Source organism: Saccharothrix sp. ALI-22-I (assembly GCF_001984175.1).
GTDB lineage: Bacteria > Actinomycetota > Actinomycetes > Mycobacteriales > Pseudonocardiaceae > Actinosynnema.
Window position 1 is genome coordinate 267,181 of sequence record NZ_MTQP01000064.1, and the last position, 14,491, is coordinate 281,671.

The following is a 14,491-nucleotide window of genomic DNA, read 5'->3' on the forward strand; positions in this document are numbered from 1 at the left end:
AGCAGGCCGCCCGACCAGTTCGAGCGGTTCCGGACTGGCTGTTCCACCTTCCACGGCGTTCCGCGCCACGTGGAACACACACCCTTGCGGAACAGCGGTTCTCGACTACCGCACGCCATCCGTCGCCAGGCCCGCCGCCTCGGCCGCCGCGCGCAGGACGTCCTGGAGCATGGGTTGGGTGAGCTTGCCGGTGAACGTGTTCTGCTGGCTCACGTGGTACGCGCCGAACAGGTGCAGTGGGGGGCCGTCGTCCTGCGCCGGCAGCGTGACGTGCGCGCCGTGACCGAAAACGGGACGTGGGCGGGGTACCTGCCAGCACGCGGCCAGCACCGGTAGCACGGCCTGCCAGCCGAACGCGCCCAGCACGAGCACCGCGCGCAACGTCGGCCGCAGCAGTTCCAGTTCCCGGATCAGCCACGGGCGGCAGTTGTCGCGTTCCTCCGGGGTCGGCTTGTTCTCCGGCGGCGCGCACTTCACCGGGGCGGTGATGCGGGTGCCGATCAGCTGGAGGCCGTCGTCGACGTGGGTCGCGGTCGGCTGGTTCGCCAGGCCGACCGCGTGCATCGCCGCGTACAGGAAGTCACCGGAGCGGTCGCCGGTGAACATGCGGCCGGTGCGGTTGGCGCCGTGCGCGGCGGGGGCCAGGCCGATGATCGCGAGGGAGGCGTCGGCCGGCCCGAAACCCGGCACCGGACGTCCCCAGTACTCCTGGTCCCGGAACGCCGCCCGCTTGACCCGCGCCACCTCCTCGCGCCACGCCACCAGCCGCGGGCATGCCCGGCAACTGGTAACCCGTTCGTCAAGAGCGGAAAGCGGGAGCACTGGCGGTGACTCCGATCGTAGAGTTCGACCATGACCGACAAGGACAACGGCGACGAGAAGGCCGTCAAGGACGATCTCGGCGACGAGAAGGACCTCCCGGCCGACGACCTCGTCACCACCCAGCACAGCATCACCGTCAAGCGGCGCAAGCTGAACTACACCACGACCACCGGTCGGGTGGTACTGCGCCAGGAGGTGCTGACCGAGGGCAAGTTCGACGGGCACCTGCCGAAGGCGGAGGTCTTCGTCACCGCGTACACACTGGACGGGGCCGACCCGGCGAAGCGGCCGGTGACGTTCGCGTTCAACGGCGGGCCCGGCTCGTCCAGCGTGTGGCTGCACCTCGGGCTCCTCGGACCGCGCCGGGTGTTGTCCGGTGACGTCGGCGCCCTCACGCCGCCGCCGTACGACCTGGTGGACAACGCCGAGACGTTGCTCGCGCACAGCGACCTGGTGTTCATCGACCCCGTGTCCACCGGGTACTCGCGGGCGGTGAAGGGCGAGAAGCCCGGCGAGTACCACGGGTTCCAGGGCGACCTGGAGTCGGTCGGCGAGGTCATCCGGCTGTGGACGTCGCGCAACGGGCGGTGGATGTCGCCGAAGTTCCTGGCCGGCGAGTCGTACGGGACGACGCGGGCGGCCGGGTTGGCCGAGTACCTGCAGAACCGGTACGGCATGTACCTCAACGGGCTGATGCTCATCTCGTCGGTGCTGGACTTCGCGACGTTGGACTTCAGCGAAGGCAACGACCTGCCGCACACGTTGTTCATGCCGACGTACGCGGCGATCGCGCACTACCACGGGCTGCACGGGTCGCGGCCGCTGGAGGACGTGCTGGCCGAGGCGGAGGAGTTCGCGTCGCGGGACTACCCGTGGGCGCTGGCACGCGGCAACCGTCTGTCCACAGAGGAGCGTGCGGACGCGGTGGCGAGGTTGGCGCGGCTCACGGGTCTGAGCGAGGACTACGTGGACCGGGTGAACCTGCGGATCGAGCACGTGCGGTTCTTCACCGAGTTGCTGCGGTCGGAGCGCAAGGTGGTCGGGCGGTTGGACTCGCGGTTCTCCGGGCCGGACGCGGACTACGGTCGGGAGCACTTCAGCGAGGACCCGTCGTACTCGGCGATCCTCGGCCCGTACACGGCGGCGTTGAACCACTACGTGCGGGCGGAGTTGGAGTACGAGAACGACCTGCCGTACGAGATCCTGACGGTGAACGTCAGGCCTTGGTCGTACAAGGAGTTCGAGGGGGTGCACGTGACGGTGGCGAACAAGCTGTCGGCCGCCATGCGCGCCAACCCGCACCTCCGCGTGCACATCGCATACGGGTATCTGGACGGTGCGACGCCTTACTACGCGGCCGAGCACGTCGTGGCGCACTTGCAGATCCCGGAGGAGTCGCACGCGAACATCGAGGCCGCGTATTACCCGGCGGGACATATGATGTACGTGCACGAGCCGTCACGGGTGCAGCAGTCGAAGGACTTGGCCGAGTTCGTCCAATCCGCCTCGAACCGCTAGACCCGGGGGCACGTCCGGGATGTGAGTGGACTTCACCAAGATCACCCGGACGTGCGAACCAGGCGTCAGCGGGGATCGATGTCATCGCCGAATGCGTTGCCGGAAATATGGAGGCGGCACACACGGCGGACCCGTAGGCGAACACCACCGTCACCCGCCCGCCGCGGACCGAAGGAAGGGCCCGCGGCGGGCCAGGGCGACCACCCCGCGGTCACGACCACTCCACGTCGCCCGACGGACCGGGGCGGGTTCCGCGAACTCGATCACCTACACGACCGACGGTATGGCCTCGATCGAGCAGGGCGGCGCTGCGCCGTTGCTGTGGTCGAAGACCCTGGAGCTTCCGGCGGGGGAGGCGATCCAGGTGCTCAGGACGGTCGGGTCGTCAAGGAGAGCAAGAGCAGCGGGCGGTTCGCGGTGGTCGCGGTCAACGAGGTCATCGGCATTCCGAAGTAGCCGGCAGTCGCCCGGGGTCAGGGCACGTCAGGGGTCAGGGCACTACGGAGCGTTCCTCGGCGAAGTGGCACGCGCTGGGGTGGCCGCCGACGCGTGTCACCAGCGCCGGTTCCTCTGTCGCGCACACGTCCTGTGCCTTCCAGCACCTCGTGCGGAATCGGCATCCGGAGGGCGGGTTCACGGGGGACGGCACGTCGCCGCTCAACCGGATCACGTCACGCCGGCCCCGCAGGCCCGGATCGGCTACCGGAACCGCAGACAGCAGGGCCTGTGTGTACGGGTGCGTGGGGTGTCGATAAATCTGTTCCGCGGTCCCGATCTCCACGATCTTCCCCAGGTACATCACCGCCACCCGGTCCGACAGGTGCCGCACCACCGACAGGTCGTGCGCGATGAAGATGTACGAAAGACCGAACTCCGCCTGCAGCTCCCCCAACAGGTTCATCACCTGCGCCTGGATCGACACGTCCAGCGCCGACACCGGCTCGTCGCACACGATCACCTTCGGCCGCAACGCCAACGCCCGCGCGATCCCGATCCGCTGCCGCTGCCCACCGGAGAACTGGTGCGGGTACCGGTTGATGTGCTCCGGATTCAACCCCACGACGTCCAACAGCTCCCGCACCCGCCCAGCCCGTGATGACCGTGGCGCGACCTCCGGGTGGATCTCGAACGGCTCGCCGACGATGTCCCCCACGGTCATCCGCGGGTTCAGCGACGTGTACGGGTCCTGCAACACGATCTGCATGTCCCGCCGCCACCGCCGCAACGCGGCCCCACGCAGGTCGAACATCGGCGCCCCCTCGAACAACGCCGCCCCCGACGTCGGCGGCTCAAGGCGCATCAGCACCTGGGCCAACGTCGACTTGCCGCACCCCGACTCCCCCACCACCCCCAACGTCTCCCCCGCCCCCAACGTGAACGACACCCCGTCCACCGCCCGCACCTGCCCGACGGTCCGCCGGAACGCCACCCCCCGCGTCACCGGGAAGTGCTTCACCAGGTCCCGCACCTCCAGCAGTTCAGCCACCGAAACCACCGACGACCTCCTCTGCGAAGTGGCACGCGCTGGTCCGCCCGAACCCCAGCCGCACGGCCCCCGGGACATCGGAAACGCACACGTCCTCGGCCCGCGGGCAGCGGGGGTGGAACGGGCACCCCGACGGAATCCGCAGCAGGCTCGGCGGCAGCCCGCGGATCGTCTCCAACGCCGTGCCCTTCGAGTCCAACCGGGGCAGCGACCGCATCAACGCCGCCGTGTACGGGTGGCCCGGCGAGCGGAACAACGACACCGTGTCCGCCTGCTCCACGATCCGCCCCGCGTACATCACCACGATCCGGTCGGCCACCTCCGCGACGACCCCCAGATCGTGCGTGATCAGGACCAACCCCATCTGCCGCTCACGCTGGATCTCCGCCAGCAGGTCCATGATCTGCGCCTGCACGGTCACGTCCAGCGCCGTCGTCGGCTCGTCCGCGATCAGCACCTCCGGGTCCAGCGCCAACGACATCGCGATCATCGCCCGCTGCCGCATCCCACCGGAGAACTGGTGCGGGTACTCCCGGACCCGTTGCCGCGCGGCCGGAATCCGCACCAGGTCGAGCAGTTCGATCGCCCGTGCCCGCGCCTCGGCCCGGCTCATCCCCCGCCGCACCCGCAGCTGTTCCTCGATCTGGAACCCCACCGTGAACACCGGGTTCAACGCCGACAGCGCGTCCTGGAAGATCATCGCCACGCCTTCGGCGCGCACCGAGCGACGACGTTCCGCCGAAGCCGACAGCAACTCCTCGCCGTGGAACCGCACCGATCCCCGCGTCACGAACGCCGGCGGCGTGTCGAGAATCCCCATGATCGCGTGCGCGGTCACGCTCTTCCCGGACCCGGACTCACCCAGCACGGCCAACGTCTCACCGGCCGACACGCGGTAGCTCACGCCGTTCAGCACGCGCGCCACCCCGTCCCGCGTCCGGAACTCCACGTGCAGGTCCTCGACCTCCAGCAGCACGCCAACGCCTCCTCAGCCGATCAGCGGAGCTTCGGGTCGAGGGCTTCGCGCACCGCGTCACCCAGCATCACGAACGCCAGCACGGTCGCGGTCAGGAACCCCGCCGGGAACAGCAACGCGTGCGGCGCGACCCGCAGGTAGTCCTTGGCACTGTTGATCATCACGCCCCACGACACGACCGGCTGCCGCAACCCGATACCCAGGTACGACAGGGTCGCCTCGGCCCCGATGAACGCGCCCAGCGCGATCGTCGAGTACACCAGCACGGGCGCGACGCAGTTGGGCAGCATGTGCTTGCCGATGATCCGCGCCGACGACGCGCCCAACGCCCGCGCCGCCTTCACGTAGTCCTGCTGCTTGGCCGCGATCGCGGTGGACCGCATGATCCGCATCGCCACCGGCCACGACAGCACCGAGATCGACAGCACCACCTGCGCCACGATCCGCACCGGTCCCGCGTCACCACTGGCGTTCAGCGTGGTGAGGATGACGATCGCGCCCAACACGAACGGCACGCCGACGAACACGTCCGCGATCCGCGACACCACGGCGTCCAACCACCCGCCGTAGAAGCCGGCCAACATCCCCACCGACGCCCCGACGAGCACGACACCCAACGTCGCCAGCACACCGACGACGATCGACGCCCGCGCGCCGTAGACAACGCGTGTGTAGATGTCGTAGCCCTGGTTGTCGTACCCGAACCAGGCCTCGGACGACGGCGCGCCACGTGACCGCGACAGCTGCGCCAGATTCGGGTCACCGGAGGTGAACAGGCCGGGGAACACCGCCATCAGCACCACGAGCAGGATCAACGACACCGAAACCCAGAACAACGGCCGCCGCCGCAACGAGTGCCAGGCGTCCCCGAACAGCCCGCGCGGCCGTTCCACCACCAGTGAAGCGATCTGATCAGTCATAGCGGATCCTCGGGTCCAAGACCGCGTACAGCAGGTCCACCAGCAACGTCATCAGCAGGTACACCAGCACCAGCACGGTCACCACGCCGGTCACCATCGCGCCGTCCTTGGTCAGGATCGACCGGAACACCAGCCCGCCGACGCCGGGCACGTTGAAAATCCCCTCGGTGACGATCGCGCCGCCCAGGAACGCGCCCAAGTCCGTGCCCAGGAACGTGATCACCGGGATCAGCGAGTTCCGCAGCAGGTGCACGCCCACCACCCGCCGTGTCGGCAAGCCCTTCGCCAACGCCGTGCGCACGTAGTCCGCCCGCCGGTTCTCCGCGATGCTCGCCCGCGAAAGCCTTGCCACATAAGCCATCGACAGACTCGCGAGCACGAACCCGGGCACGATCAGGTTGCCGAACGACGGCGTGGTGACCGTCGGCGCGATCCACCCCAGTTGCAGCCCGAACACCAGCTGCACCACGTACCCGGTGACGAACACCGGGATCGAGATCAGGAACAGCGTCGAGACCAGCACCAGGCTGTCCAGGAACCCGCGGTTGCGCAGCCCCGACACGACACCGGCGGTGATGCCGATGACCGCCTCGATCAGCAGCGCCACCAACGCCAGCTTCAACGTCACCGGGAACGCGGTCACGATCCGGTCCACGACCTGCACGCCCGACGACGTGACGCCGAAATCGCCCTGGACCAGGTTCACCAGGTACTTCCAGTACTGCAGCAGCAGCGGGTCGTCCAGGTTGAACCGGTCCCGCATCATCGCCACGTACGCGTCCGGGCAGTCGCGTTCACCGCACTTTCCCTCGAACGGGTCACCCGGCACCGCCCACACCAGCGCGTAGATCAGGAACGTGGTCCCGACGAACACCGGCACCATCTGCAACAGCCTGCGCAGCACGTAGCGCCCCAACGAGCACTCCCCTCGGCCGGGGCCGGCCCGGGGCGGAACCCGGACCGGCCCTGGTGGACCTGGTGCTAAGCCACTTCCACCGAGTTGAGGTCCAACGTGCGGAACGGGTCGAGCTTGGCCACCTTCAGCCGATCGGACTTGCCGGCGATGGTGTTCTGCGTCCACAACGGGATGGACGGCAGGTCGTCGGCCAGCATCCGCTCGGCTTCCAGGTACAGCTTGATCGCGGCCTCTTCACTGGGCGCCTTGTCGGCCTCGGCGAGCTTCGCGTCGAACGCCGGGTTGGAGTACAGCCCGTCGTTGGAGGACGCGCCCGTGCGGAACAGCGGCGTGAGCCAGTTCTCGATCGACGGGTAGTCGGCGATCCAGCCCGCCCGGTACATGCCGGTCATCTCGTGCCCGTTCACCTTCTGCCGGAACTCGCCGAAACTCGTCGACGGCACGAACCGCGCCTCGACGCCGAGGGTGTTCTTGATGCTGTTGACCACCGCCTCGGCCCATTCCTGGTGCCCGCCGTCGGTGTTGGACAGCAGCACGATCTCCCCGGTGTAGCCGGACTTGGCGAACGCCGCCTTGGCCTTGTCCGGGTTGAACGTGCAGTACTCGCCGCACTGCCCGGCCTGGTAGCCCTTCATCAGCGGGTGCACCCAGCCGTCGGCGGGTTTGCGGCTGCCCTCGAAGATCCGCTGGGTGATCTCCTCGCGGTTGATCGACATGGAGATCGCGCGGCGCAGGTCGACGTTGTCGTAGGGCTTGAGGTAGAACGGGAACGCGATGGTCTGGTTGTTCAGCGTCTCGCGCTGCACCACCCGTTCACCCAGGTCGGTCTCGTACTGCCGGCCGGCCAACGCGTTGGGCGGCAGTTCCTCCATGAAGTCCAGGTTGTTCGACACGAGGTCGGCGTAGGCCGATTCGCGGCTCTGGTAGACCTTCAGCGTCAGGTCCTTGAACTTCGGTTTGTCGTTGCCCTTGTAGTCGTCGTAGCGGGTCAGCTTGATGTCGGTGCCGACGGCGCGGGAGACGTACTTGAACGGGCCGTTGCCGATCGGGGTCTCCTCGAAGGCCTTGCGGTCTTTGAAGAACGCTTCCGGCAGCGGCGCGAACACCTCGTAGCCGATGGTCACCGGGAACACCGCGAACGGCTCGGACAGCGTGATGGTGAACGTGTGGTCGTCCACGACTTCCAGGCCGGACAGGGTTTCGGCGGTCGGCGCGGGTGCTTCCTGCGGGCCGTCCGCGCCGTCGGGGTCGTCCGGGTGGACGGCGTCGAAGCCTTCGATCTGGGAGAAGAAGCTGGCGCCCTGGGTGGCGTTCGGCCCGTACGCGGTCCAGTTCCACGCGTCCACGAAGCTCTTCGCGGTGACCGGGCTGCCGTCGTGGAACTGCCAGCCCTGCTTGACCTTGACGGTGAAGACCTTGGAGTCGGTGGTGTCTATGGACTCGGCCATCGCGTTGACCGGTTGCGCGTCCTCCGCGCGGTATTCGACCAGGCCGGTGAACAGCGGGTCGAGGACGCGGCTGCCGCCGACCTCGGTGGTGTTGCCCGGGACGAGCGGGTTCTCCGGCTCGGTGTTGAAGATCGTGATGCCGGCCTCGGTGTTCGAGCCGATCGGGGCGTCTGCCGTGCCGCAGGCGGTCGCGACCAAGGCGGCCGCTACGACTGCCGGCACTGCGCGGACTAATCGTGCACGTGACATGGGTCCTCCCAGCTGTTCGGGGTTAACCGAGCAGAGTCGACCGCTTCCACAGCGTCAGGGAGACGCTATTGGTGCGGTGACGGGGGCCACATGGTCGAGGCGTTACAACCTAGTCACGATCAATCCCAGTTGACAGGACAGGACCGCGTTCCAGCCCTGTTCACGCGATGGCGAACGCGATGCCGTCGAGGATGTCGTGCTCGCTGGCGACGAGTTCGGTCACGCCCTGTGACTCCAGGTGGTCGGCCAGCGTGCGGACGATCAACGCGCCGCCGCAGATCACGTCCACGCGACCGGGGTGCATCGGGCCCAGTGCCGCGCGCTCGTCGCGACTCATCGTGAGCAGCTTCGCGGTGGTCTCGCGGATCTGGTCGATGCTCAGGCGGGCTAGGTGGATCTCCTCCGGGTCGTACCGCGGGAGTTCCTTGGCGAGGGCGACGAGCGTCGTGACGGTGCCGGCCACGCCGATCCACGTCTTCGTCTTGGCGGTGGGGACCGCGTCGAACGCCTCGGCCAGGACACCCCTGGTCACCCGAACCGCGTCCTCGACCTCGGCTTCGGTCGGCGGGTCGCTGTGCAGGCAACGTTCGGTGAGCCGCACGCAGCCGATGTCGACGGACCGTGCGGCCTCCACGTCACCGCGCACACCGTTCCAGCTGCCCAGAACCAGCTCGGTGGACCCGCCACCGATATCGGCGACGAGGAACGGGCCCGCGTCGGCCTCCAGATCGGACACCGCGCCGGTGAAGGAGAGCCGGGCTTCTTCGTCGCCGGTGATGACCTCGGCTTCGACACCGAGGACTTCGCGGGTCATGTCGAAGAAGGCGGCCTTGTTGGCAGCATCCCGGGTAGCGGAGGTCGCCACCATGCGGACACGCTCGGTTCCCTTACGCCGCAACACGTTCGTGTAGTCCACAAGCGCGGCACGGGTCCGGGCGATGGCGTCAGGGTGCAACTCACCCGTCGCGTCCACTCCCTGTCCGAGCCGGACAACCCGCATCTCACGGTGCACATCACGCAACCACCGCTCGCCACCGTCCGAAGTAGTCACGTCGGCGACCAGCAGCCGGATCGAGTTGGTCCCGCAATCGATCGCGGCCACGCGTGCCATGCCCGTTTTCCTTCCCTGCCGGTGGGTGCTGCAACCAGCAGACTAGTCGCCGAACCACCAACCCCACGCCCGCCGCCGCCCCCTGAACCGCGCCGCAGTGATGTCCGGGCATGCTTCGCAGAGGTCCCCGCCAAGGGGAACCCTTGTATTTATCCTGCCAGAGAGGTCCGACAATTTCCGGCGGTCGGGGAGGTCGGCAGAGCGGACAGTCGGCAGGGCAGGAGATCGGTGGAGCGGGCGGCGCCGCGGGTCAGGTGGCCCGCATGGTCGAGGTGATCGACGGCGGCTCGCCGGAGGAGGCCGAACCGCTGGAGCTCCCGCTGAAGCTGCTGCCCGACGTGCTCCCGCTGGAGCTGCCGCCCGACGTGCTGCCGGGCACGGTGGTCTGAGCCGGAGTGGTCTGCGCCGGAGTGGTCGCGGCCGATGAGCCGGCCTCGGTCGTCGTGCTCGTCGTGCTCGTGGTGGTGGTCGGGGTCGGGCAGCCCGGCGGGATCACGGGCGTCGTGGTCGGCGTCGTCGTGGGCGTGCTGGTCGTCGTCTCCGTGGGCGGAGTGGGGCACACCGGCGTGGTCGTCGGAGTGGTCGTCGGCACGGTCGTCGGCGTCAGGGTCACCGACACCGTCACGCCGGGACGGGTCGTGGTGGTCGTCGTCGGCGGGACGGTGGTGGTCGTCGTGCCGGAAGACGGCGGTGTCGTGGTGCCGGGCGGCGTGGTGGTGTTCTGCGGGGTGCCGGTGCTCGGGCTCTGGCCGAAATCGTCGTCCGAGCCGATCAGGTCGGGCAGCGGGGTCACGCCGTTCGCGTACACGTCCGCCCAGTACAACACCGTCCGCACGTACTCGTCCGAGTGGTTGTAGCGGAACACCGAACTCGCGCGCTGCACCGGATCGCTCACGTTCGCCCCGTACGCGCACAGGTAGTTGCCCGCGCCGATGGTGGCGTCGTAGATGTTGTTCGGGTTCTTCTCGCCGTCCTCGTTGCCGTCGGCCGCGTAACCGGCCCACGTGGTCGGGATGAACTGCATCGGGCCGACCGCCCGGTCCCACGTGGTGTCGCGGTCGAACCTGCCGTCGTCCGAGTCGGGGATAGCGGCGATGCCGGGAGCGCCGTTGAGCACCGGGCCCAGGATCGGGTCGACCGTGGTGCCGTCCTCGGTCACCCGGCCACCGCGCGCGTGGCCGGACTCGATGCGGCCGATACTCGCCAGCAACGGCCAGTCCAGGTTGCACCCGGGCGTCGTCACGGCCAGCCGGTCCGCCGCGCGCATGTACGCGTCGAGCACCACGCCGGGGATGCCGTGCTGGCCCTCGCGCAGGAACCCGCCCTCCAACGGGGGCAGGTCGTCCTCGAACTCGGACGGGTCGTCGGCGTCGGCCAGCAGCCCCGCGCTCAGCTCGTCGGTCTCGGGCAGCCGTCCGGTCGCGCCGAGCTTCCCGCTGTCGTTGAGGGCGAGCGTGCCCAGGACGTCACCGGGACCGGGCGGGATGACCTCGATCCCAGGCCCGCTGGAGGCGCTGCCCCAGTCGATCGGGGTCACGCCGTGCAGCAGCGCCGGGACGAGCATCGCGGCCGTGGCGGTGGCGGCGAAGCCCCATTGCCGTGGCGTCATCGTGCCCGGACGGACCTCGGCCCTCTTCCGTACCCGACGCTTCGACTTCGGCACGCCCCGAACTCCCCATCGCCTCGTCACCCGGCCCTGACCCAGCCTGCCTGATCCGAACGGCGGTGTCACGGGAGTGTGCCGCCTTTATGTCCGTAGAACTGCCCCTACGGTCGGTTATTCACCGTTGACGCGCATTCCCCGCTAGGCCACCACTGCGCGAGCAGATCCAGTGCCTCGTCACCGAACGGGTTCACTCCCCTGCCGACGGCCAGCGAGTGCGCCACGTGGACGTGCAGGCACTTGACCCGGGTGGGCATGCCGCCCGCGGTGACGGTCGTGCCGAGCGGTTCGATCGCGTCCCGTTCAGCCAAGTACGACTCGTGGGCGTGGCGGTAGCGTTCCGCCAACTGTTCGTCCACGGCCAACCGGTCGGTCATCTCCTTCATCAGCCCGGCCCCTTCGAGCCTGCTGACGTAGGAGTTCAACCGCGAGCAGGTCAGGTAGTACAGGGTCGGGAACGGCGTGCCGTCCTCCAACCGGGGACTGGTCTGCACGACCGCCGGGTGCCCGCTGGGGCACCGCGCGGCCACCTCCCGCATGCCACGCGGCGCGCGGCCCAACTGCGCCGTGACCGCCGCCCGGTCCTCGTCGCTCACCGTCATCGTGCCGCCACCGAATCCCACAGCTGCTCGTACCACGCCTTGTCCTCGGCCGGTTTGGTCGCCGGTCGCTGTTCTTCCAGTTCGCGCTCCGCGTCACCGGGGAGCTGCACGATGTAGGGCGTCTCACCGGGCCGCACGTAGTGCAGCCGGCGTCGTGCCTCGGCCTCCACGTGCGCCGGGTCGGCCAGTTCCTGCTTGCGCTGCTCCAGCTGGCCGACCTCGGCCCGCAGCGTCTCCTGCGAGGCGTTGACCTCGCGCAGCTCCTCGCGTTGCGCCAGGTACGTCCGCAGCGGCACGGCGATGCTCAACGCCAGCGCGCACACCACCATCGCCAGCAGCGCGGCCCGCCGCGTGCCGGTCATGCCGAACGCGCCGCCGGTGCCCGCGCCGGCCCTGGTCCGGGCCTTGGACTGCGGCTTGCGCGTCGCCGGCCGGGTGCGGGGCGGCGCTTCGGCCCTGCTCGCCGTCGTCTTCCGCGCCGCAGGCTTGCGGGACTCCGCTTTGCGCGGTTCCGGCTTGCGGTGCTCGCCTCGGCGCGGCGCGGACTTGCTCGGTTCGATCTTGCGCGGTTCGCCCTTGCGGGGCTCGCCGTCACGGGCCTGCGCCCGCGCAGGACGGGACCTCGGCGTGGCGTCACGGCCACGCCGAGGGTCCCGTTCCCGTGCCATCAGCCCTCCGGCGTGAACCGCGGGAAGGCCAGGTCACCGGCGTAACGCGCGGCGTCGCCCAGGGCCTCCTCGATGCGCAGGAGCTGGTTGTACTTCGCGGTGCGCTCACCGCGGGCGGGCGCACCGGTCTTGATCTGACCCGCGCCGACGGCCACCGCGAGGTCGGCGATCGTGGTGTCCTCGGTCTCGCCGGAGCGGTGGGACATCATCGACTTGTAGCCGTAGGACGTGGCCAGCGCGACCGCGTCCAGCGTCTCGGACAGCGTGCCGATCTGGTTGACCTTCACCAGCAGCGCGTTGGCCGCGCGGCGGGAGATGCCCTCCTCCAGCCGCTCCGGGTTGGTCACGAACAGGTCGTCGCCGACGATCTGCACGCGCTCGCCCAGCTCGGCGGTCATCTGCACCCAGCCGTCCCAGTCGTCCTCGGACAGCGGGTCCTCGATCGACACCATCGGGTAGGCGTTGACCAGCTCGGTGTAGTAGCCGGTCATCTGCTCGGCGCTGCGCTTGGTCTTCTCGAACGTGTAGGCGCCGTCGGAGTAGAACTCCGTGGCGGCCACGTCCAGGGCCAGCGCGATGTCACGACCCGGCGTGAAACCGGCCTTCTCGATCGCGACCAGGATCAGGTCCAGCGCGTCGCGGTTGCTCGACAGGGACGGCGCGAAACCGCCCTCGTCACCCAAGCCGGTGCCCAGGCCCTTCGACTTCAGCACGGACTTCAGCGCGTGGTACGTCTCAGCACCCCAGCGCAGGGCCTCGCGGAAGCTGTCCGCGCCGATCGGCGCGATCATGAACTCCTGGATGTCCACGTCCGTGTCGGCGTGCGCGCCACCGTTGAGGATGTTGAGCATCGGCACCGGCAGGACGTGCGCGTTCGGGCCGCCGATGTACCGGAACAGCTCCAGGCCGCTGGACGCCGCCGCCGCCTTCGCCACCGCGAGCGACACGCCCAGGATGGCGTTCGCGCCCAGGCGGGACTTGTCCGGGGTGCCGTCCAGGTCGACCAGCTTCTGGTCCACGATGCGCTGCTCGACGGCCTCGATGCCCACCAGCTCGGGACCGATCTCGTCGAGCACCGCCGTGACCGCGCGCTCGACGCCCTTGCCCCCGTAACGCTTGGCGTCGCCGTCCCTCAGCTCGACCGCCTCGTGCTCACCGGTCGACGCGCCGGACGGAACCGCGGCACGCTCCAGCGTGCCGTCGTCCAACGCCACCTCTACCTCGACGGTCGGGTTGCCTCGCGAGTCCAGGATCTCGCGGGCGCCGACCTGCTCGATGACCGCCACGTGCGCTCCCTCGTCAGACCATCTGTGTATCGGTGCCGAGCCTAGTTGGTGCAAGGTGTGGGACGGCTCCGGCTCACTTGTTGGGGTGCCGCTCGGAAGGGGTTCACGCTTGGTTCACGTGGTGCGGGGTGGGGACGGGCCGCTGCTGGTGCTGCTGCACGGGCTGGGTGCGACCGGGTCGGTGTGGCGTGGAGCTGCGGATTCGTGGCCCGGATCGTGGTTGGCGGTGGATCTCCCGGGGCACGGGCGGTCGCCGGAGCTGGACCGGTACTCGTTCGGGTCGTTGGCGGCGTCGGTGGCGTCCGTGGTGCCTTCGGGGCCGGTGGCCGTGTTGGGGCACTCGTTGGGCGGCGTGGTGGCGTTGGCGCTGGCCAGCGGGTGGTTCGGGGTGGACGTGCGGGCCGCGGGCGGGTTGGGGATCAAGCTCCGGTGGACGGCGGACGAGCTGGAGCGCGCGGCTTTGACGGCGGCGCGGCCCGCTCGGGTGTTCGAGACGCGCGCGGAGGCTTCGACGTGGGCGTCTCGGCTGGCCGGTGTGCCGTTGGAGGACGGCGTGGCCGAGGTGGACGGCGGCTGGCGGGCGGCGTTGGACCCGGCGGCGTTCGGGGTGGGCGCGCCGGACGTGGACGGGCTGTTGGCGGTGGCGAAGGCGCCCGTCGTGCTGGCCGCCGGCGAGTTGGACGGCATGTGCCCGCCGGAGCACCTGCGGTCGGCGCAGCCGGGTGGAATAGTCCTGCCTGGCGTGGGTCACAACGCCCATGTGGAGCAACCCGCGTCGATCAAGCCCGTGCTCGACCGGCTGCACCACGCGCTCGTGGAGTGACAC

At 69.4% G+C, this 14,491-nt stretch carries 13 protein-coding genes; 2 read left to right on the forward strand and 11 right to left on the reverse strand.

Features of this window, described 5'->3' with window-relative positions:
* Positions 1 to 105: 105 nt before the first annotated feature.
* Positions 106 to 822, reverse strand: coding sequence for a uracil-DNA glycosylase (locus tag ALI22I_RS26275; RefSeq protein ID WP_077008194.1), 717 nt, complete (start codon positions 820 to 822; stop codon positions 106 to 108).
* Between the two features lie 30 nt (positions 823 to 852).
* Between ALI22I_RS26275 and ALI22I_RS26280 the strand changes: the two genes are divergently transcribed.
* Positions 853 to 2,340: a S10 family peptidase gene (locus ALI22I_RS26280; RefSeq protein WP_077008195.1), complete on the forward strand. Its 1,488-nt coding sequence runs from the start codon at positions 853 to 855 to the stop codon at positions 2,338 to 2,340.
* 490 nt (positions 2,341 to 2,830) lie between these two features.
* Here ALI22I_RS26280 and ALI22I_RS26285 read toward each other — a convergent pair whose 3' ends face one another.
* From ALI22I_RS26285 to eno, 10 genes are all read right to left on the reverse strand, one after another.
* Positions 2,831 to 3,835 carry an ABC transporter ATP-binding protein gene (locus tag ALI22I_RS26285; RefSeq protein ID WP_443216964.1) on the reverse strand — a complete coding sequence of 335 codons (1,005 nt, stop codon included), beginning with the start codon at positions 3,833 to 3,835 and terminating at the stop codon, positions 2,831 to 2,833.
* Complete coding sequence (locus tag ALI22I_RS26290) at positions 3,819 to 4,802, reverse strand: ABC transporter ATP-binding protein (protein ID WP_077008197.1); 984 nt, start codon at positions 4,800 to 4,802, stop codon at positions 3,819 to 3,821. The genes ALI22I_RS26285 and ALI22I_RS26290 overlap by 17 nt, the downstream gene beginning before the upstream one ends.
* Before the next feature lie 20 nt (positions 4,803 to 4,822).
* Positions 4,823 to 5,722, reverse strand: coding sequence for an ABC transporter permease (locus ALI22I_RS26295; RefSeq protein ID WP_077008198.1), 900 nt, complete (start codon positions 5,720 to 5,722; stop codon positions 4,823 to 4,825).
* Entirely contained in the window at positions 5,715 to 6,638 is a 924-nt protein-coding gene (locus ALI22I_RS26300; protein ID WP_077008199.1) for an ABC transporter permease, read from the reverse strand. Before ALI22I_RS26300 ends, ALI22I_RS26295 begins: the two co-directional genes overlap by 8 nt.
* 65 nt (positions 6,639 to 6,703) lie before the next feature.
* Entirely contained in the window at positions 6,704 to 8,335 is a 1,632-nt protein-coding gene (locus ALI22I_RS26305) for a peptide ABC transporter substrate-binding protein (protein WP_077008200.1), read from the reverse strand.
* A 160-nt stretch (positions 8,336 to 8,495) separates the two neighbouring features.
* Positions 8,496 to 9,446, reverse strand: a complete 951-nt coding sequence (locus tag ALI22I_RS26310) for a Ppx/GppA phosphatase family protein (protein WP_077008201.1) — start codon at positions 9,444 to 9,446, stop codon at positions 8,496 to 8,498.
* Between the two features lie 250 nt (positions 9,447 to 9,696).
* Positions 9,697 to 11,055, reverse strand: coding sequence for a lytic transglycosylase domain-containing protein (locus ALI22I_RS26315; protein WP_077008202.1), 1,359 nt, complete (start codon positions 11,053 to 11,055; stop codon positions 9,697 to 9,699).
* A gap of 158 nt (positions 11,056 to 11,213) precedes the next feature.
* Complete coding sequence (locus ALI22I_RS26320) at positions 11,214 to 11,711, reverse strand: DUF501 domain-containing protein (protein ID WP_077008325.1); 498 nt, start codon at positions 11,709 to 11,711, stop codon at positions 11,214 to 11,216.
* Entirely contained in the window at positions 11,708 to 12,379 is a 672-nt protein-coding gene (locus ALI22I_RS53925) for an FtsB family cell division protein (protein ID WP_083752016.1), read from the reverse strand. The genes ALI22I_RS26320 and ALI22I_RS53925 overlap by 4 nt, the downstream gene beginning before the upstream one ends.
* Positions 12,379 to 13,665 carry a phosphopyruvate hydratase gene (gene eno, locus ALI22I_RS26330; RefSeq protein ID WP_077008203.1) on the reverse strand — a complete coding sequence of 429 codons (1,287 nt, stop codon included), beginning with the start codon at positions 13,663 to 13,665 and terminating at the stop codon, positions 12,379 to 12,381. The genes ALI22I_RS53925 and eno overlap by 1 nt, the downstream gene beginning before the upstream one ends.
* Positions 13,666 to 13,774: 109 nt before the next feature.
* Here eno and ALI22I_RS26335 point away from each other — a divergent pair, with 109 nt between their 5' ends.
* The gene (locus ALI22I_RS26335) at positions 13,775 to 14,488 is read left to right on the forward strand and encodes an alpha/beta fold hydrolase (RefSeq protein WP_077008204.1); all 714 of its coding nucleotides are present in this window, start codon (positions 13,775 to 13,777) and stop codon (positions 14,486 to 14,488) included.
* Positions 14,489 to 14,491 lie beyond the last annotated feature (3 nt).

What these genes read in the sequence shown, in the direction of transcription:
- ALI22I_RS26310 (WP_077008201.1), bottom strand. Translation starts at nt 9,446, where the DNA reads ATGGCACGCGTGGCCGCGATCGATTGCGGGACCAACTCGATCCGGCTG.
- ALI22I_RS26305 (WP_077008200.1), bottom strand. Translation starts at nt 8,335, where the DNA reads ATGTCACGTGCACGATTAGTCCGCGCAGTGCCGGCAGTCGTAGCGGCC.
- ALI22I_RS26315 (WP_077008202.1), bottom strand. Translation starts at nt 11,055, where the DNA reads ATGACGCCACGGCAATGGGGCTTCGCCGCCACCGCCACGGCCGCGATG.
- ALI22I_RS26280 (WP_077008195.1), top strand. Translation starts at nt 853, where the DNA reads ATGACCGACAAGGACAACGGCGACGAGAAGGCCGTCAAGGACGATCTC.
- ALI22I_RS26295 (WP_077008198.1), bottom strand. Translation starts at nt 5,722, where the DNA reads ATGACTGATCAGATCGCTTCACTGGTGGTGGAACGGCCGCGCGGGCTG.
- ALI22I_RS26320 (WP_077008325.1), bottom strand. Translation starts at nt 11,711, where the DNA reads ATGACGGTGAGCGACGAGGACCGGGCGGCGGTCACGGCGCAGTTGGGC.
- ALI22I_RS53925 (WP_083752016.1), bottom strand. Translation starts at nt 12,379, where the DNA reads ATGGCACGGGAACGGGACCCTCGGCGTGGCCGTGACGCCACGCCGAGG.